Origin of the sequence: Novosphingobium sp. GV079, from assembly GCF_003058045.1 — a bacterium.
Lineage (GTDB): Bacteria > Pseudomonadota > Alphaproteobacteria > Sphingomonadales > Sphingomonadaceae > Novosphingobium > Novosphingobium capsulatum.
In genome coordinates this window covers 359,716-378,239 of the sequence record NZ_QBUE01000003.1, presented here as the reverse complement: position 1 = coordinate 378,239, position 18,524 = coordinate 359,716, and the positions used below count along the sequence as shown (strand labels likewise).

Here is an 18,524-nt window from a genome sequence, read left to right as displayed (position 1 = left end):
ATCAATGCACGTCCACCAGCACCCGCTCCCCGCCCGGCGGAATCAGGCGGCGGAACAGGCGGCCGCGCTCGGAATAGAGCACGAGGCACAGCGATAGCAGCCCGCAGGTGACGAATGCCAGCGACAGGGGCCGCGCCGTGCCGTCATAGACCTGGCCGATCGCGATGCCGATCAGCGAGCCGATCAGCGTGCGCATGAACATCTGCATCGAACTGGCCGCGCCTGCGGTGCGGGCAAAGGGCTGCAGCGCGATCGAGCTGAAATTGGCGCCGATAAAGCCCATCGCGCAAATGTTGGCGGCCATCACCGGCATGAAGCGCAGCAGCGTCTGGTGCGGGCTGAAGGCGAAATGCACCTGCAACAGGCTGAGGCAGATGCACGCCAGCAGCGCCGTCTGCGACACGCGCCGCGCGCCAAAACGTTCGACGATGCGGGCGTTGAAGAAATTGGAGAACGATAGCGACAGCGCCGTGGCGCCAAAGATCAGCGGGAAATAGTGCCCCGCGCCAAAGTGTTCGGCCACCAGCTGCTGCGAGCAGTTGATGTATCCGAACATCGCCCCGAACACGAGCGCTGCCCCCAGGACATAGCCGGCCGAAGACCGCTCGATCGCCGAATGGGCCATGTTGCGCGCGATGGTCATCGGCATGATCGGCTGGCGGTTGGCCGGGTCGAGCGTTTCGGGCAGGCGCATGAACACCCACACGCCCATGATCGTTGCCAGCACCGCCAGCACCCCGAAGATCCAGCGCCAGCCGGCAAACAGCAGCACGAATTGCCCCACACTGGGCGCCAGCATCGGCACGACCATGAACACGGTGGAGACGGTCGAGAGGGTGCGTGCCATCTGGTCTCCGGCAAAACGATCGCGCACGATCGCGGCCGGCAGCACCGCCACACCGGCACTCGACACCGCATGCAGTGCGCGCAGCACCAGCAGGGTATCGAAATCAGGCGCCATGGCGCAGCCCAGGGCCAGCGCGACATAGAGCACGATCGTGACCAGCAGCACCGGGCGCCGGCCGTGGCGATCGGCCAGCGCGCCAGGCACCAGCGCGCCCACGCCGGCCGAAACCAGGAATATCCCCACCACCAGCTGGCGGCGATTGGGATCGCTGACGCCCAGGTCTGCGGCGATCTGCCCGAGCCCAGGCAGCATGGCATCGATGGCCAGCGCCTGAAGCGCCATGAGCAGCGCCATCATGGCAATGAATTCGCGCCCACCCAGCGCCTTGATCGGGCGCCGTCGGGCTGGATAGTCAGGTTGCATAACGATCCTATGGCAGGCAGGGCGCGGCAATCCAAGGTTTTGTTGCAGCCCTTGACCGTTGTTTGTGGCATGACGGACGCCGCATTCATGCCGATGTCCGAATCCCCGCCTTCGCCCCCTTTTCCCGTGCCCGATGCCGATGAGGCGCCGGGCCTGCGCAAGATCATCCATGTCGACATGGATGCCTTCTATGCCAGCGTGGAGCAGCGCGACGCGCCCGAGCTGCGCGGCAAGCCTGTGGCCGTGGGCGGCAATGCCGCGCGCGGGGTGGTGGCCGCGGCCAGCTATGAGGCGCGCAAGTTCGGCGTGCGTTCGGCCATGCCCTCGGCACGCGCGGTGCAGCTGTGCCCTGATCTGATCTTCCGCCGGCCGCGCTTCGATGTCTATCGCACGGTGTCGCAACAGATTCGCGCGATCTTTCTGGATTACACCCCTGATGTGGAGCCGCTGTCGCTCGACGAGGCCTATCTCGATGTCACGCGTGACTTGCGCGGGATCGGATCGGCGACGCGTATCGCCGAACTCATTCGCCAGCGCATCCGCGCGCAGACCGGGCTGACCGCCAGCGCCGGGGTGTCCTACAACAAGTTCCTGGCCAAGCTGGCGAGTGACCAGAACAAGCCCGATGGCCTGTGCGTGATCCGCCCGGGTGAGGGGGCGGCCTTCGTCGCCGGCCTGCCGGTAGCCCGGTTTCATGGGGTGGGGCCGCGCGGCGCGGAAAAGATGGCGGCGCTGGGCATTGCCACCGGAGCAGACCTGCGCGCGCAAAGCCTGGCCACCTTGCGCCAGCATTTTGGTGCCCAGGCCGATTATCTCTATCGCGCCGCGCGGGGGATTGATCTGCGCGCGGTGACCGCCGATCGGCCGCGCAAGTCTGTGGGGGCAGAGCGCACGTTCGATCGTGACCTGTCGTCGGGCCCAGTCCTGCGTGAAACGCTGGAAACGATCATCGACCTGGCGTGGGATCGCGTGGCACGGGCCGACGTGACCGGCCGCACCGTGACGCTCAAGCTGAAGTTCAAGGACTTTACGGCGATGAGCCGTGCCCGTTCGCTGGCAACCCCTGTGGCGAGCCGCGATGCACTGGCCGATGTGGCGCGCGGCCTGCTCGACCAGGTCTTGCCGCTGCCACAGCCGGTGCGGCTGATGGGGGTAACGCTCTCGGCACTGGAAGAGCCGGGCCAGCCAGCCGCTGTTGCCGCGCCGCCGGGGCAGGCGCAGCTCCCTTTTTGACGCCTATTGCTGCTGCTGGCGCGCGTAATCCTGCCACAAGGCGATCATCTCGCGCGTGGCGGGGCTGGTGGTCTCGGGCAGCGCTTCAATCGGAAAGAACGTTGCCTCCAGTAGCTCGCGTCCATCGGCGCGCGGACTGCCCAGCGCGGTTCCCGCCACCAGGGCGATCTGGTTGAGCCAGCCGCCGCGATCGCGCAGGTGATCGGTAAAATGCACCGCATCGTGCAGCGTGCAGCCGGTTTCCTCGGCCAGTTCACGCGCGGCGGTTGCCACCGGGCTTTCCCCGCGCGCCAGGCCTCCGCCGGGCAGCATCCAGGCATGGCTGTGGTGATAGCTGTGCCGCACCAGCAGCACGCGGCCTTGCGCATCGCGTGCCACCACCATGCAGCCGGGCACCGGCACGCGGCGCCAGCGCCACCAGGCCACGCGCAGCCGATGGGCCAGCCGCAGCAGGGCGCGGTGCCAGGAAGATGGAAACCAGGCGGGCATGCCCTTGGCCTAGCGGCTAGAGCTACCGAAATCGAGCCTTTCGCGCATCCTGCGCGCGGGCCTGTGGCTTACCCTGGCTGCGGCAATGGGTGGGGCAGACAATGGGCAAGCAGGCGCAGGGCATGGCGGGATCGGCATCGTTGGCGGGGCAGGCCTTGTGGCGCTGGCGAGACTGGCGCTGGCGCATAGCCTCACCGCGCTTTGGCAGACTACCGCTGGCCGCGCTTGTTGCCGAAGTGGCGCTCCTGGGCAGTGTGGCGGCGCTGCTTGCCATGCTCGGCTGGGTACTCTTGGCGCCGCTCACGCCGGCGACGACGGGCGACAGCGCCGGCCTGGTGGTGCTCGATGCCCCGGCGCGCGCCGCGCTTTTTGCCCAATTCGATCCATTTGCGCGCGATGTGCCAGATGGCGGTGGCGGGGGCGGTGCGGCGGGTGCTGCGCTGCCGTTCACTCTGCTCGGCACGCGATCCACGGCCGATGGGCAGGGCGGCGGCGCGATCCTGGCCGGCGCCGACGGGGTGCAGCGCGCGGTGCCGCAGGGGGCGGACATCGCGCCTGGCGTGCGGCTGGTGCAGGTGGCATTCGATCATGTGGTGCTGCAGCGCGCCGGGGGCACGCTGGTGCTGCGCGTCGCGGGGCAGGATGGCCGGCCGGCTGACAGCACCGGCGGCAAGCCGCCGGCGCCCCACTTCCGCCTTGCCGATGCCGCGCACGGCGCGCCAGGTTTGGTAGCGTCTGGCGCAGTGGGCGAGGCGCAGTCCCTGGGCCTTTTGCCGGGAGACCGGATCGTGGCGCTGCGCGGCAAGCCCGTGCGCGACGCACGCGATGCCCGGCAGATCGAGGCCATGCTGGCGGCCGGTCAGGCCGTTGCGGTAACGGTGCGCCGCGCCGGGCACGATCTGGCGCTCTCGCTTGGCCCGGCCGGCGGGGGACAATGATGGGGCGGCTTTTGAAGTGTGAGGGCTTGGCCCGGCTCGCCGCACTGGCGCTTGCGCTGGCCTGGCCGCTGGCAGCGCAGGCGCAGTATCGCCTCAACGTGCGCGAGGCGGATATGCGCGCCTTCATCGCCGACGCCGCCGAAGTGACCGGGCGCACGTTCATCGTCGACGCGCGGGTTGCCGGCAAAGTCAGCGTGGCGAGCGAGCGGGCCTTGAGCGCCAGCGAATATTTCGAGGTGTTTTTGGCCACGCTGCGTGCCAACGGCCTGGTTGCCGTGCCCACCGGCAACGGCGCCTTTCGGATCCAGCCGGTGGAGGGCGCAGCCAGCCAGCCCACCGCCGCACCCGCCGGGCGCGGCATGGCGGCGCGCAACCAGATGGTCACCGAAATCGTGCGCCTGCGCGCTGCCGATGCGGTCCAGGCACTCGACACGCTGCGCCCGCTGGTCAGCAAGGATGGCGCGCTCACGGCCAACAAGGCGGCCAATTCGCTGGTCGTGGTCGATTATGCCGACAACCTCGCTCGCATTCGCGCCTTGGTACGCCAGATCGACCAGGACCGGGCCACCGTGCTGACGCTCGATCTGGCCCATGCCGGCGCGCGTGAGGTGGCAAGCGCCCTGGCCCAACTGGTGGCTGCGGGCGAAGGCGGGCGCAGCGCGGCGAGCGTCGTGGCCGTGGACAGCGCCAATGCCGTGGTGCTGCGCGGTGACCCCGCTACCCTGGCGCGGCTGGCCGATGTGGCGCGGCGGCTGGATGCGCGCGCCGGGCAGGGCGGGGCGATCCGCGTGATCTGGCTCGACCATGCCGATGCCGCGCTGCTCGTGCCCGTGCTCGAACGGCTGGTGGGCGGCAGCGGCGGAGAGGCCAGCGCCGGATCGGCCGCGCCAGTATCGCTGGGCAACATGGGCAGCGGCGCGTCGGGCGGCGTTGCGGGCAGCGCGACGGCGCCGGGCCAGGAGGCGGGTGCGGCGGTTAATCCCTCTGGCGGCACCACCAGCGGCCTGGGCAATGGCCCCATCCGCCTCGATGGCGGGCGCGGCACCGCCACGATCACCCGCTATCCCGGCGCCAATGCCGTGATCATTGCCGCCCCGGCCGATGAACAGCGGCGCCTGGCCGATCTGGTCCATGCCCTCGATCTGCCGCAGCAGCAGGTGCTGGTCGAGGCGATCATCGTCGAAGTGTCTGACGATGTGGCGCAAAAACTGGGTGTGCAACTGCTTGTCGGCGGCAAGCATGCGCCCTTTGCCGTCACCAGCTTTTCCAATGGCGCGGCCAATATCCTCGATCTGGCTGGCGGTGTTTATGCCGATCGGCTGGATCAGACGACCACGGTGATCAACGGCGCCACCGTCACCACCAGCACGTCGGGCGGCACCGCCGATCTCTTGCGGCAGAATGCCGCGCAGGCCGCGCTTGCCGCGCGCGGCGGCATTGCCGGTTGGGCCACCAGCCTGGGCGGATCGGGTTTTTTCGGCACCCTGATCGATGCGGTGCGGGCAGACAGCAAGTCCAACGTGCTGTCCACCCCGCATATCGTCACCAACAACAACGTCCCGGCCTCCATCCTGTTTGGCAAGGAAATCCCGGTGGCCACCGGCGAGGCGCTGTCCAATTCGCTGGCCGGCGCATTCCGCACGATCCAGCGCCAGAACGTGGGGATAGAGCTGGACGTGACGCCGCAGATCAACGCGGGCAATGCCGTGCGGCTCGATCTGCGGCAGCAGGTCAGTTCGGTGGCCGGGCCGGTCTCGTCCAGCAACAGCGAACTGGTGGTCAACAAGCGCGAAATCCGCACCACGGTGACGGTTGGGGATGGCGAGATCATCGCGCTGGGCGGCCTGCTCGACGATGCCGAGCGGCGCACCCTGGAAAAGGTGCCGCTGCTGGGCGACGTGCCACTACTGGGCGAACTGTTCCGCTCGCGCAGCAAAAGCCATGTGAAAACCAACCTGATGGTGTTCATTCGCCCCACCATCCTGCGCGACGGGGCAGGGCGCGCGGCGCTGACGGCGCGGCGCATGGATGCCGTGCGCGGCGCGCAGGTGGCCTATGCCCCGGGGCAGGAACCGTCGATCGATGAACTGGTCCGCGATTACCTGGGAACGGCACGGCCGGCAGCAAGCGGGGCCAGCGACACGGTGATCCGTCCGCCCGATCCGGCCGCAGTCCCAACCGGGGCGCAGCCATGACGCCGAAGCAAGACAGCGCCACCTGGCGCCCTGATTACGCGGCAGCGCGCACCATGGGCCTGCTGGTGGAAGGGCGTGAGCCAGGCGGTCTGGCCGTGGTCCTGCGCGAAGGGGCTAGCGCATTGGCCCTGCTCGATGTGCGGCGGCTGGGTGGGCCGATCGCCAGCTGGCGCCGCGTGCCACACCCAGCGTTCGAGGCGCTGCTGGCGCAGGTCTATGCCGATGGCGCCATGGCCGCCGCCGATGCCCTGGCCCGCGACGATGCCGCGCTGCCGGCACTCGATCTGCCCAGCGCCGAAGACCTGTTGGGCAGCACCGACGATGCCCCGGTAATTCGCCTGATCAATGGCCTGCTGGCCGAAGGGCTACGCCAGGGCGCATCGGATATCCATCTGGAACCCTATGAACAGGCGCTGGTCGTGCGCCTGCGCCGTGATGGGCAACTCGCCGAAATGCTGCGCCTGCCCGCGCATGTCGCGCCGCTTCTCGCCAGCCGCATCAAGGTCATGGCGCGGCTCGACATCGCCGAACGGCGCCTGCCGCAGGACGGGCGCATGGCGCTCGATCTCGCCGGTAGGCTGGTTGACGTGCGCGTGTCCACACTGCCTTCGCGCGCGGGGGAGCGGGTCGTGCTGCGCCTGCTCGACAAGGCGCGCGCCGGCATCGATCTGGCGGCGCTGGGGCTGGACGCGGCGGCCGATGCCGTGCTGCGCCGGGCGTTGACCCAGCCTAATGGCATTGTGCTGGTCACCGGCCCAACCGGTTCGGGCAAGACCACCACGCTCTATGCCGCGCTTGGCCTGCTGCGCGATGGCGCACGCAATATCCTCACGGTCGAAGACCCGGTGGAATATGCCGTCGATGGCGTGGGGCAAACCCAGGTCAATCCGCGCCTGGGCCTCACGTTCGCGGCCGGGTTGCGCGCGATCTTGCGGCAAGACCCGGATGTGGTGATGGTCGGCGAAATTCGCGATGCCGAAACCGCGCAGATCGCCGTGCAGGCGGCGTTGACCGGCCATCTCGTGCTGGCAACGGTGCATACCAACGATGCGGTTGGCGCGGTCACCCGCCTGCGCGACATGGGGGCGGAACCGTTCCTGCTGGCCGCCACATTGCGCGCTGTGCTGGCGCAGCGGCTGGTGCGGCGGCTATGCCCGCAATGCCGCGCCCCGGCACCGGTCGCACCGCACCTGGCTGCGGCGCTGGGCCTGGCCATCGGCACCATGGTCAGCGATACCCCGGGCTGCGCGGCTTGTGGCGACAGCGGGCACCAAGGCCGCGTCGGCGTGTTCGAGGCGCTGTGGGCTGATGACAGCCTGCGCCGCCTGATTCACGATGACGCCGGCGAGGACGCGCTTGTTGCCCATGCCTTTGCGACCAACCCGCGCCTGGCCGATGCGGCGCGGGCCTTGGTCCTGGCCGGCATGGTTGGCGCGGCAGAGGCAGCGCGCATCCTGCGGCAGGACCAGGGATGAGCCGCACGGCGTTCATCTATCGCGCGCTCGATCGCAAGGGGCGCGAGCGGCAGGGCCGCCTGGCCGCGCCCGATCCGGCGGCGGCGCGGCAGAACCTGGCGGCGCGCGGCTGGCATGTGCTGCGCGTCGATCCTGCACAACCGCGCGACGTGCGGCCGGTTGCCCGGCTGCGGCTGGGCCTGGCCCGGCGCGCGCTGCTCACTCGGCAACTGGCTGCGCTCGTGGCTGTCAGCCCGGTGGAAGAGGCGCTGCGCACCATGCTGCGCCAGGCCGGCGCCACGCGGGAAGGTGCGGTGATCGGCGCAGTCCACGCCGGAGTGTGCGAGGGGCTGGGCCTGGCCGAGGCGATGGGCCGCGCGCCGCGCGCGTTTCCGCCGGTCTATCGCGCGATGATCGGCGCGGGGGAAAGCGCTGGCCGCCTGCCGCAGATCGCCACGCGCCTGGCCGATCTGGCCGAGCGGCAGGCGCAGGTGCGCGCGCGCCTGGCGGGTGCGCTGGCCTATCCCCTGGCGTTGGCAGCGGTGGCCGTGGCGGTGGTTACCGGCCTGATGGTAGCCGTGGTGCCGCGCGTGGTGGAGCAGTTCGACGCGGCCAGCCGGCAACTGCCATGGCTGACGCGCGCGGTCATCGCGGTGTCGGGCTTTCTCGCCACCTGGGGCTGGGCCATGCTGCTGGCGATCGTGCTGGGCGGGCTGGCGTTTGTCCGCGCGCTGGCATGGCTGCCGTTTCGCGCGCGGGTGGATCATGCGCTGTTGCGCCTGCCCGTGCTCGGGCCGCTGTGGCGCGATGCTCAGGCCGCTGCCTTGGCGCGCACGCTGGCGACGATGATCGCGGCGCGCCTGCCGCTGCTCGAAGGCTTGCGCCTGTCTGCGCGTACGGCGGCCAATCACAGCCACGCCCGTGCCCTGGCACAGGTGGCGCAAGGCGTGCGCGAGGGCGGCTCGCTCGCCGCAGGGCTCAGCCAGGCCGGGCTGTTTCCGCCGCTGCTCATAGCCATGGCTGCTAGTGGCGAGGCATCGGGCCAGCTTGGCCCCCTGCTGGAAAGCGCGGCCGAAGCGCTGGATCGCGCGTTCGAGGCCACGGCGGCCACCGCGCTCGCTCTGCTGGAGCCAGCGATCATTGTGGTGATGGGCGCGATCGTCGCGCTGATCATCCTCGCGATCCTGCTGCCGATCCTGCAATTGCAAACCCTTGTTGGAAATTGACCCATGGCTGTCGTGCATGCTCACCCCCGTCGCCCCGCGCCCAACGGGTTCAGCCTGGTGGAATTGATGGTGGTGATCTTCATCCTGGGCCTGCTGACTACGGTCGTGCTGATCAACGTGATGCCCAGCCAGGATCGCGCCATGGCGGTGAAGGCGCAAAGCGATATCGCCACGCTGGAGCAGGCGCTGGAGATGTTCCGGCTGGACCAGGGCAGCTATCCCAGCCAGGCGCAGGGGCTGGCTGCGCTGCGTGAGGCGCCGCCCGATCTTGCCGTGCCGGAAACCTGGCGCAAGGGGGGCTATATCCAGCGCTTGCCCAATGACCCCTGGGGCCGGCCCTATCTCTATCGTGTGCCTGGCCGCGATGGCGCGCCGTTTGCGCTTATGTCGCTGGGTGCCGATGGGCAGCCCGGCGGCAGTGGCGCCAATGCCGATATCGTGGCGCAGGGGCAGGGCGGCTGAGGTGCCGGATCACGGCCTGATCCTGTTGCTGGCCGAAACCGGCGGGCCGCCGGTTGCCGCATGGTGCGTGGGCGATGGGCGTATCGATGCCTTGCCGCCTGGGCAAGACCTGGCGGGCTGGCGCGGCCGCATCACCGCGCTGGTTCCCGCCGCGCAGGCACCCGTGCTGGCCCTGACCGCGCAGGAAACCGCCACCGCCGACCAGGCCTTGGCCGTGGCGCGGCTGGCGGCGCAGGATCATGGCCTGGCGCCCGGCAGCACGGTGGTGGCGGGCCGGGACGATGGGCAGGTCGTGACGACGCTGGTTGCGCAGCAGGCCCTGGCCGCTTGGCAGGCGCAGGTTGTAGCGTTGATTGGCCGCAGTGCCGATGCATTGCTGCCAGCCGGATTGCTGCTGCCGCCGCCGCCAGCGGGCACGGTCCACCGCGCCAGCCTGGGGCGCGGAATGGTGCTGGCGCGTACCGACCAGGCGGCCTTTGTTGCCGAAGCGCCGCTGTGGCAGGCGCTCGTGCCCGATGGCGCCCGGGTGGTGGATTGGGCAGAGCGAGACCTCGGCCCGCGCTTGCTGCAGGCACATGCGGCGCCCTGGCTCGACATGCAGGGTGGCGCGGCGGGGCAGGCCGCCTGGCCGGTACGCCGGTTGGCGCGCCTGGCAGTGCTCGTCAGCGTGCTGGCGCTGGCCGTGCCCGTGGCGCAGATCGTGCGTTGGCGCGTGGATGCGGCGCGGATCGCGGCGGCCAGCGTGGCACAAGTGCGCGCGCGCTTTCCCGCCGTCACCGATCTGGCCAGCGCAGAACAGGCGGTCAATGCGGCGCGCCTGCGGGCGCAGGCCGGAGCCGATGGCTGGGCGCCGCCCACTGCTGCGTTGTGGCAGGCGCTGCGGGCAGCGCCGGGGGTGCGCCTCGCCGGCCTGCAGCACACGGCGCAGGGTAGCTTGCGGTTCACCCTCGCGGCGCGGGAGATCGCGCCGGTCGATGCGGTGCTGCTGGCCTTGCAGCGCGATGGCTGGCGCCTGGCCCAGCCACCGGCACCGGTGCGCGATGGCGCCGGCATTGTCGCCACTATCACGATGCGGGCGCCATGATGGCGCAGGTGCAGGCGTGGCTCTCCACACTGACCGCGCGCGAACGCGGCATGGTTAGCCTGGCGGTTGGCCTGGCCATGGCTCTCGCCCTGGCGCAGGGCGTACTGGTACCGCTGGCCCAGGCCTGGCAGGCGGCCCGCGCGCAGCATCAGGCAGCCGCGCAACGCAGCGCGCACCTGCTGCGCCAGCTTGCCGATCTGGACGACGGCGCGGGCGCGCCAGCCAAGATCGATCCTGGCCGCCTGGTGGCATTGGCGGGCCAGGGTGGGGTCAGCCTCGCCCCGGCGGAGGCGCAGGGGTCATCGGTGCGGCTGGTCGGCCAGGGATCGAGCGGTGCAGTGCTCGCCTGGCTGGAATCCCTGCGCGGGCAGGGCCTGATCGTGCAGCAGGTCACGCTTGCGCCATTGCCCGAAGGCGGCGTGAGCGTGGACGTACGCGTGATAGTAGCGCCCTAGGCGGCGCGGTCTTCCTTGCTGCGGGTATAGCCCACTTGCGGCACGTCGAGGTGGAAGGGGCGCAGCGGCTTGCCGAGGTTGCGTTCCATCGCCGGCACGATGCGGTTGCGGGCCTGCGCGGCGATGGCCTTGCGGCCGGGGCAATCGCGCGGATCGAACGGATCGAGGAAGTGGATGTCGAGCCGGAACGACCCGCGCCGCGCCAGGATGCGCAAGGCATTGGCGATGCCGCCCTCGGTGCCGATCCAGCCGATCCATTCCGCCACGGCGCCGTAATCGAGCACGACCGGTTGCACCAGCACGCCCGGTGGCGGCGGCTCCAGCACGCGCAGCATCGATGTCTTGAACGGCAGCAGCGACTGACCGTCGGTGGTGGTGCCTTCGGGAAAGACGGTGATGGCCCAGTTGTCGGCCAATGCCTCGCGCAGGCGGTTGATCTGGTCGGCCACGCCCAGCCGGTCTTCGCGGCTGACGAAGACCGTGCGGTTGAGCCGGGACAGCCAGCCCACCACCGGCGCCTGGCCGATTTCAGACTTGGACACAAAGGCCGTGCCGCTGGCGCCGCCAAGGGCCAGAATATCCACCCACGACAGGTGGTTGCTGATGTAGAACACATCGCGGCGCAGCGGCGTGCCGTGAACTCGCACGCGCGCGCCACACAGGCGTGCCGCCAGATAAAGGAACACGCGCGGCAGCGGCGAGCCATAGTGCACCGTGCGCCACACATAGTGCAGCGGCACGCAGATCAGCAGGGCGAGCAGAATGCCCACCGCGCGCCAGAACACGCGGAACTTGCCCAGCAGGCTGATCGGGGCATCGCGCTCGGGGCCGACGCTGCGCTGGCGGACCATGGTGCTGCTCAGCTTTCCCGGCCGAGCTTGACGCCGTAGAGTTCCATGCGGTGATCGACCAGGCGATAGCCCAGCTTTTCCGCAATCTGGCGCTGCAACTGTTCGAGTTCGGGATCGACGAATTCGATCACCCGCCCGGTTTCCACGTCGATCAGGTGATCATGGTGCGCTTCGGGCGTGGCTTCATAGCGGGCGCGGCCATCGCCGAAATCGTGGCGATCGAGGATGCCGGCCTCCTCGAACAGGCGCACGGTGCGATAGACCGTGGCGATCGAGATGCGCGGGTCGCGCGCGGCGGCGCGTTCGTGCAACTTTTCCACGTCGGGGTGGTCGCTGCTTTCCGACAGCACTTGCGCAATCACGCGGCGCTGGTCGGTAATCCGCAGGCCGCGTTCGGCGCAAAGGGCTTCGAGATCGATCACTCGGTGCACGCTGTTCTCGTCATTCTGGAAAGGTCAGTGCCCAATATAGGCGAATTGGCGTGGCTTGTTAACCGGCCAGACGCGGCGAAACCCCACGGGGAGGCTACGGCGCTGTGGATGACCGGGCCAAGGCCCACGGCATCACGCCGATCGGGCATGCAAAGGCCCGGCAAGCATAGCGCCTGCCGGGCCGAATTGCAGGTGCGGCGCGCCGGGATTGCTCCCTGTGCGCCAGCGCGCCTGATCAGGCCGATGCGGCAGCCTTGCCGCGACCGCGCTTGGCGGGGGCAGCGGCGGGCTTGCGGCCCAGGCCGATCTTCTTGGCCAGTTCACGGCGCTTTTCGGCATAGGCCGGGGCGACCATCGGATAGTCGGCCGGCAGGTTCCAGCGTGCGCGATACTGTTCGGGCGTCATGTTGTAGCGGGTGGCAAGATGGCGCTTGAGCATCTTGAGCTTCTTGCCGTCTTCCAGGCAAACGATGTGGTCATTCTTGACCGAAGCGCGGATCGATACTGCCGGTTCGGGCGCGGGTTCAGCGACCGGTTCAGACGGCTTGAGCCCGGCGAGCGCCGAATAGACATTGGAAATGAGCACCGGAAGATCACCCACCGCAACGCTGTTGTTGCTCACGTGGGCGGCCACGATGTCCGACGTCAGCGTGATCAGGGTTTCACGCATATCGTTTTCGATATCACTCATTGCGATCCGGCTTTCGTTCTATGTTGCTGTGCGACACGTTTTTAGACGACATCCCGCTTTGTCGGGAGCGTTGGTTGTCTATACGCTTTTATATTCGATAAACAACCGCGGGAAGATGCGGTATTCGATAAAATGACCGAAATTTCATAAACAGCTGATTTGCCGGAATTTCAAATCACAGTTTAAGTTCCTGGCTAATTGCCGCAATCCTTTCGCCAGTGGTGCTGCGATAGTAACCGGGCCTAATTCCAATGGGTTGGAATCCGTGTTTGCGGTAGAGGTTCCCGGCAGGATTGCCTTCGCGCATCTCCAGAAACAACCGCCCCATGCCCAAACTGCGCGCCTGGGCGATGAATCGTGCCAGCAGCGAGTCGCCCAGACCCTGCCGCCGATATTGCGGTGCAACAGCGAAGAGCAGCAGTTCTTCTTCGTCGAATATACTGCGCGACAAGAAGAACCCGGCAGTCGAGGCGAGGTCTTGGGGATGCTCGCCGCCATCGGCACCGATCAGGCCATAGCGGGTGCGCCCGATCAGCAGCGCGTCGCCCACCTGGCGGCGGTTCCAGGCTTCGCCATAGTCGGGCGGAAAGGCCGTGGTCATCACGGCCATGATGCGGTCGAGATCCTCGATCTGCTCCATCACGCCGGCAAGGCGCCGCCCGGCAACCGGGCGTCCGGCGCGCGGCCATAGGCAGGCGCGGCGCCATCGGTAAGGGCTGATGAATCGAGCAGATGGGCGCTGCGGGCATCGGGCCACAGCGGGCAGACCTGCACGGGGGCGTGCCCATCTGGCCGCGCGGCGGCGCAGGCAGCGGCCTGGCTGCCGGCCACCAGCGGCGCGGTCAGTCGCGCCAGCGCCAGGTCGGGTGACAGCGAGGCAAGCGGCGCGGTGGGCCGGCCGGCCGCATCGAACGGGCGGAAGAACCATTCCCCGTGGCCGCCGGTCATCACCACGTCGACCGGTTGCGGCGCCGGCCCGCCCTGCTGCGCGCGCGCCATGGCTGCCACCAGTTCCAGGCTCTGATAGCCCAGCACATGCGCATTCCAGGCAAGCGCCAGGGCACGCGCCGCGGCCAGCCCCACGCGAATGCCGGTAAAGCTACCTGGCCCGCTGTCGACCAGGATCGTGGCGGCGCGCCCCTTGTCGGGCAGCGCGGCAATCATCGGCACCAGCCGTTCGGCATGGCCACGGCCGAGCATCAGGCATTCGCCCGCGATCAGCGCGTCGTCTTCGTAGAGGGCGACCGAACAGCTTTCCGTGGCGCTATCGATCACCAGGCGGCGGCGGGAAAAAGGGGCAGCCTGGGGCACGACGAGTCCCGTTCCGATCAGGCCGCGCGCACTTCGGTCACTTCGGGCACATAGTGCTTGAGCAGGCTTTCGATGCCGTGCTTGAGCGTGGCGGTCGACGAAGGACAGCCCGAGCAGGCGCCCTGCATCTTGAGATAGACCACGCCTTCGCGAAAGCCCCTGTAGATAATGTCGCCGCCATCGTTGGCCACGGCTGGGCGCACGCGGGTTTCGATCAGGTCCTTGATCTGGTCGACGATATCGGCGTCGGCCGGATCATCGCCGAAATCCTCGTCCTCGTCGGGCACCATGATCCCTGCCGCGCTGCCGGCGGCAAACAGCGGCGCCTGCGACACGAAATGATCGAGCAGGATCGCCAGCACCTGCGGCTTGGCATCGGCCCATTGCGCGCCCGGCGCAATCGTCACTGCGACGAATTCCTGGCCGAACAGAACCTCGGTCACGTCGCCCAGCGAAAACAGCGCCTGCGCCAGCGGCGAGACCTCTGCCTCTTCGGGCGAGGTGAACGACCGCGTGCCGCTGGTCATGACCCGTTCGCCCGGCAGGAACTTGAGCGTGGCCGGATTCGGCGTGGTTTCGGTTTCGATGAACATGATTGTTGCATTTAGGACCGGGGGGGCGGGGGTCAAGGGGCGAGAAGGGCCGGCAGGCCGGCATGGGCCATGTATTTCGCTGGAATGGGCCTGTCTGGCTGCTATGAACCGGGCCATGATCACTGCTTCTTCGCGCGCCGCGCGCTTCGCCATGCTTGTTTCGTCTGCCGTGCTCGCCGTCTCGGCCCTGGCTGCACCGGTTGCCGCTGCCCCGGTCAAGCGGGCGGCTGCACCGGCTGCTCGCCCGGCCGCGGCCGCGGCGGCGCTGTCCACCGCCATCCTGCCCGTGCCGCTGATGCCGGTGGTGCCGGCCGGTCAGCGCCAGTGCAGCGCCAAGACCGCTTCGGGCCTGGGCACGCTGACGCTCAAGCCGTCGGCCGATGCCGCCCATCCGGCCAAGGGTGACTATGTGCTGGTCAACTATATCGGCTACCTTGCCGCCGATGGCCGCGTGTTCGATCAGAACACCGCCGCTGCCTTTCCGGTCGAAGGGGTGATCCCCGGCTTTTCCGAAGGCCTGCAACTGATGGCCAAGGGCAGCACCTGGCGGTTCTGCGTGCCGGCCACGCTGGGCTATGGCGCGCAAGGTGCGGGCGAGACCATCCCGGCCAATGCCGATCTCGTATTCCAGGTGGAACTGGTCGATTACAAGACCGCCGCCGACGTCGAAAAGATGCGCGCGGCGGCCGCCGCTGCAGGCCAGCCGGGCGCCGATGGGCAGCCTGCCACGCCGGCCCAGCAGGCGGCCCCGGCCGCCACGCCCAAGCCATAACGGCGTAATTAAGCGATATGAACGTGGTGAAGGGCCGGTCTATTCACTGGCCCTTCACAAACCCCCTCCCTATAGATGGGAAATGCGATCGAACACCTGGCGCTCGCGGCGCTTCGCTTTTCTCGTTCTTTCCCTGCTCGCCACCACGGCGCCCGCCGGCATTCCGGCAGCGGCGCAGGCCAGGGCCGCCCCGGCGGCGACGGCGGTGGACAACACGGCGCAGAACTGGCTCTACGTTGGCAGCGACGTGCCGCAGGACAAGGAATGGATCTTTGGCCGCCTGCCCAATGGCCTGCGCTATGCCGTGCGCCACAATGGCGTCCCGCCCGATCAGGTTTCGGTGCGCGTGCTGGTCGATGCCGGATCGTTTTATGAAACCGATGCCCAGCAGGGCTTTGCCCACCTTATCGAACACCTCACGTTCCGCGATTCCAAGTATCTCAAATCGGGTGAGGCGATCCCCACCTGGCAGCGCCTGGGCGCCACGTTCGGCAGCGATACCAATGCCGAAACCAGCGGCACACAAACCGTTTACAAGCTCGACCTGCCCGATGCCACGCCGGCCAAGCTGGATGAAACCTTCAAGCTGCTGTCGGGCATGATCGCCGCGCCGATCTTCACGCCGCAGGGGGTGAAAACCGAAGTGCCGATCGTGCTGGCCGAAATGCGCGAGCGTTCCGGCCCGCAGACCCGCGTGATGGACGCCACGCGCGAGTTGTTCTTTGCCGGCCAGCCTGCTGCCACGCGTTCGCCGATCGGCAAGGTCGAAACGCTGCAGGCGGCCACGCCCGAAAGCATCAAGGCCTTCCACGACAAGTGGTATCGCCCCGACAACACGATCATCGTGGTGGCCGGTGATGCTGATCCCCAGGCGATGCTGGCGCAGATCACCAAGTGGTTCGGCCCGTGGGCCGGCAATGGCCCCAAGCCCGCGCCGGTCGATTTCGGCAAGCCGGTGGCGCCCAAGGGGGCCAATCCCGCCAATCCCGTCGATGGTGCCCGCGTGCTGGTCGAACCCAGCGTGCCGATGCAGTTCAACTATGCGGTGGTGCGGCCGTGGAAGCGCCATGCCGACACCATCGCCTATAACCAGGGGCTGATGATCGACCGCTTGGCCATGGCGCTGATCAACCGCCGCCTGGCCGTGCGCGCCCGCGCTGGCGGCAGCTTCCTGTCGGCCTCGATCGATCAGCAGAACTATGCCCGTTCGGCCGATACCACGCTGGTGTCGGTCACGCCGCTGGGCGATGACTGGAAGGCCGCCGTGGCCGATGTGCGTTCGGTGATCGACGATGCACTGGCCTCGCCGCCCTCGCAGGCCGATATCGATCGCGAGGTGGCCGAGTTCGACCTGTCGTTCAAGGTGCCGGTGGAAACCCAGCGTACCCAGGCCGGATCGGACCTGGCCGACGATATCACCCAGGCGGTCGATATCCGCGAGACGGTGGCCAACCCCGAGACGGTCTATACCATCTTCAAGAAGTCAGTGCCGCTGTTCACCCCGCAGGCCGTGCTGGCGCATACCCGCGCGCTGTTCAAGGGCACGGTCGTGCGCGGCATGCTGACCACGCCGCGCGATATCGGCGCGACGGCGGCCGATGTGCGCGCCGCGCTGATCGCCAAGCCGGTGCCAACCGGCAGCGTGCGCCTGCCGACCGACAAGCTGACCTTTGCCCAGTTGCCGCCGATCGGCACGCCGGGCACCGTCGCCCAGGCGCAGCCCACCGGCGTGCTCGGGATCGAGCGGCTCACCCTGTCGAACGGGGTCAAGGCGCTGCTGTGGGCCAATGATGCCGAACCGGGGCGGATCATCATCCGCATTCGCTTTGGCGGTGGCCTGGCCGCGATCGCGCCCAAGGATGCGGTCTATGCCTCGCTCGGCGATATGGCGCTGATGGAAACCGGCTTTGGCAAGGTGGACCGCAACGCGCTGGATGAACTGGCCACGGGCCGCAAGTTCAACCTCAACTTCAAGCTCGACGATACCGCGTTCGAGTTTTCGGCCGATACCCGCCCGTCCGATCTCAAGGACCAGCTCTACCTCTTTGCCGCCAAGCTGGCCGCGCCGCGCTGGGATACCAACCCGATCCTGCGCGCGGTGGCAGCGGCCAAGCTGCAATATGCCGCCAGCGGCTCTTCGCCCCAGGCAGTGTTGCAGCGGGACATGGGCTGGCTGCTCAAGGACAAGGACCCGCGCTACAAGGTGCCCGATCCGGCCGCGCTCGACACTGTGACGCCTGCCGATTTCCGCCGCGTGTGGGAACCCCTGCTGGCGCAGGGCCCGATCGAGGTGGACATGTTCGGCGATTTCACGCGGCAGCAGGCGCTCGATGCGCTCAACGCCACGTTCGGTGCGCTGCCGGCCCGCACTGCGGCCAACCCGCCGCCGCTCGATCCGCATTTGCCCGCGCACAATGAAACCCCGGTGGTGCTGACCCACACGGGCGATGCCAATACGGCCGCAGCCATGGTGGCCTGGCCCACCGGCGGCGGGCGCACCGGCGTGCACGAATCGCGCCAGCTCGAAATCCTGGCGCAGATTGTCAACAACCGCCTGTTCGACGAGATGCGCGAAAAGATCGGCGCGTCCTATGCCCCGCAGGTTGAATCGGTCTGGCCGATGGATCTGCCCTCGGGCGGTTATCTCGGCGCGACAGTGCAACTGCGGCCGCAGGATCTCCCCGCGTTCTTTACCGCGACGGACAAGATCGCCGCCGATCTGGTGGCCGCGCCGCCCACGCCCGATGAAATCGAGCGCGTGACCGAGCCGCTCAAGCAGCTGATCACCCGCGCCAGCACCGGCAACGCCTTCTATATGTCGCTGCTGGAAGGCGGAGCGCAGGAGCCGGGCAAGTTCGACGATATCCGCTCGATCCTGGTAGATTACAGCAAGACCACGCCCCAGGCGATGCAGGCGCTCGCCGCGCGCTATCTCCAGCACGATCGCTCATGGCGCGTCGAAGTGGTCCCCGAAGCCAAGAAATAACGTGCAAAATCCTCCCTCCGCAAAGCGGGGGGAGGTGGCGGCCGCACGCCGCCGGAGGAGGTGTTTTTCTTCCCCCCACGCAA

18 protein-coding genes are annotated in these 18,524 nt (G+C 68.4%); 10 read left to right on the top strand and 8 right to left on the bottom strand.

Annotated elements, in window-relative coordinates; translation table 11 throughout:
- Position 1 precedes the first annotated feature (1 nt).
- A complete protein-coding gene (locus C8K14_RS05595) occupies positions 2–1,270 on the bottom strand; it encodes a multidrug effflux MFS transporter (protein ID WP_054130690.1) in 1,269 nt (422 codons plus the stop codon).
- 93 nt (positions 1,271–1,363) lie between these two features.
- Here C8K14_RS05595 and dinB point away from each other — a divergent pair, with 93 nt between their 5' ends.
- Complete coding sequence (gene dinB / locus C8K14_RS05590) at positions 1,364–2,503, top strand: DNA polymerase IV (RefSeq protein WP_062786414.1); 1,140 nt, start codon at positions 1,364–1,366, stop codon at positions 2,501–2,503.
- 3 nt (positions 2,504–2,506) lie between these two features.
- Here the strand turns inward: dinB and C8K14_RS05585 are convergent, their stop codons facing one another.
- The gene (locus C8K14_RS05585) at positions 2,507–2,992 is read right to left on the bottom strand and encodes an NUDIX domain-containing protein (RefSeq protein ID WP_107715963.1); all 486 of its coding nucleotides are present in this window, start codon (positions 2,990–2,992) and stop codon (positions 2,507–2,509) included.
- Between the two features lie 122 nt (positions 2,993–3,114).
- Between C8K14_RS05585 and C8K14_RS05580 the strand changes: the two genes are divergently transcribed.
- The 7 genes from C8K14_RS05580 to gspM are packed head-to-tail and all read left to right on the top strand — an operon-like array spanning position 3,115 to position 10,806.
- Positions 3,115–3,930, top strand: coding sequence for a type II secretion system protein N (locus tag C8K14_RS05580; protein WP_158271870.1), 816 nt, complete (start codon positions 3,115–3,117; stop codon positions 3,928–3,930).
- A 26-nt stretch (positions 3,931–3,956) separates the two neighbouring features.
- Positions 3,957–6,125 carry a type II secretion system secretin GspD gene (gspD, locus tag C8K14_RS05575; protein ID WP_233250917.1) on the top strand — a complete coding sequence of 723 codons (2,169 nt, stop codon included), beginning with the start codon at positions 3,957–3,959 and terminating at the stop codon, positions 6,123–6,125.
- Positions 6,122–7,600: a GspE/PulE family protein gene (locus C8K14_RS05570; protein WP_107715960.1), complete on the top strand. Its 1,479-nt coding sequence runs from the start codon at positions 6,122–6,124 to the stop codon at positions 7,598–7,600. Before gspD ends, C8K14_RS05570 begins: the two co-directional genes overlap by 4 nt.
- Complete coding sequence (locus C8K14_RS05565) at positions 7,597–8,805, top strand: type II secretion system F family protein (protein ID WP_107715959.1); 1,209 nt, start codon at positions 7,597–7,599, stop codon at positions 8,803–8,805. Before C8K14_RS05570 ends, C8K14_RS05565 begins: the two co-directional genes overlap by 4 nt.
- A 12-nt stretch (positions 8,806–8,817) precedes the next feature.
- Entirely contained in the window at positions 8,818–9,267 is a 450-nt protein-coding gene (gspG, locus tag C8K14_RS05560) for a type II secretion system major pseudopilin GspG (protein WP_369801213.1), read from the top strand.
- A gap of 1 nt (position 9,268) precedes the next feature.
- Positions 9,269–10,351, top strand: coding sequence for a hypothetical protein (locus C8K14_RS05555; RefSeq protein ID WP_107715958.1), 1,083 nt, complete (start codon positions 9,269–9,271; stop codon positions 10,349–10,351).
- Positions 10,348–10,806, top strand: a complete 459-nt coding sequence (gene gspM / locus C8K14_RS05550) for a type II secretion system protein GspM (RefSeq protein WP_107715957.1) — start codon at positions 10,348–10,350, stop codon at positions 10,804–10,806. The genes C8K14_RS05555 and gspM overlap by 4 nt, the downstream gene beginning before the upstream one ends.
- On the opposite strand, the gene C8K14_RS05545 is transcribed toward gspM, so the two are convergent.
- The 6 genes from C8K14_RS05545 to C8K14_RS05520 all read right to left on the bottom strand — a co-directional run bounded on the left by C8K14_RS05545 (position 10,803) and on the right by C8K14_RS05520 (position 14,683).
- Positions 10,803–11,657, bottom strand: a complete 855-nt coding sequence (locus C8K14_RS05545; protein WP_062786153.1) for a 1-acyl-sn-glycerol-3-phosphate acyltransferase — start codon at positions 11,655–11,657, stop codon at positions 10,803–10,805. The two genes, gspM and C8K14_RS05545, sit on opposite strands and share 4 nt — an antisense overlap.
- Before the next feature lie 8 nt (positions 11,658–11,665).
- A complete protein-coding gene (locus C8K14_RS05540; RefSeq protein WP_022674705.1) occupies positions 11,666–12,088 on the bottom strand; it encodes a Fur family transcriptional regulator in 423 nt (140 codons plus the stop codon).
- A gap of 235 nt (positions 12,089–12,323) precedes the next feature.
- Positions 12,324–12,779, bottom strand: coding sequence for a MucR family transcriptional regulator (locus C8K14_RS05535; RefSeq protein WP_022674704.1), 456 nt, complete (start codon positions 12,777–12,779; stop codon positions 12,324–12,326).
- A 175-nt stretch (positions 12,780–12,954) separates the two neighbouring features.
- On the bottom strand, positions 12,955–13,419 hold the full coding sequence (locus C8K14_RS05530) for a GNAT family N-acetyltransferase (RefSeq protein ID WP_233250916.1): 465 nt from the start codon (positions 13,417–13,419) through the stop codon (positions 12,955–12,957).
- On the bottom strand, positions 13,419–14,090 hold the full coding sequence (gene tsaB, locus C8K14_RS05525) for a tRNA (adenosine(37)-N6)-threonylcarbamoyltransferase complex dimerization subunit type 1 TsaB (protein ID WP_054130681.1): 672 nt from the start codon (positions 14,088–14,090) through the stop codon (positions 13,419–13,421). The genes C8K14_RS05530 and tsaB overlap by 1 nt, the downstream gene beginning before the upstream one ends.
- A gap of 17 nt (positions 14,091–14,107) precedes the next feature.
- Positions 14,108–14,683 (bottom strand): NifU family protein, encoded by a 576-nt coding sequence (locus C8K14_RS05520; RefSeq protein ID WP_022677436.1) that lies wholly within the window; start codon positions 14,681–14,683, stop codon positions 14,108–14,110.
- A 115-nt stretch (positions 14,684–14,798) separates the two neighbouring features.
- On the opposite strand from C8K14_RS05520, the gene C8K14_RS05515 reads away from it, so the two are divergent.
- Both C8K14_RS05515 and C8K14_RS05510 read left to right on the top strand, forming a co-directional pair.
- The gene (locus tag C8K14_RS05515) at positions 14,799–15,455 is read left to right on the top strand and encodes an FKBP-type peptidyl-prolyl cis-trans isomerase (RefSeq protein WP_158271869.1); all 657 of its coding nucleotides are present in this window, start codon (positions 14,799–14,801) and stop codon (positions 15,453–15,455) included.
- Positions 15,456–15,537: 82 nt separating this feature from the next.
- Positions 15,538–18,441: a pitrilysin family protein gene (locus C8K14_RS05510; protein ID WP_107715955.1), complete on the top strand. Its 2,904-nt coding sequence runs from the start codon at positions 15,538–15,540 to the stop codon at positions 18,439–18,441.
- Positions 18,442–18,524: the final 83 nt, after the last annotated feature.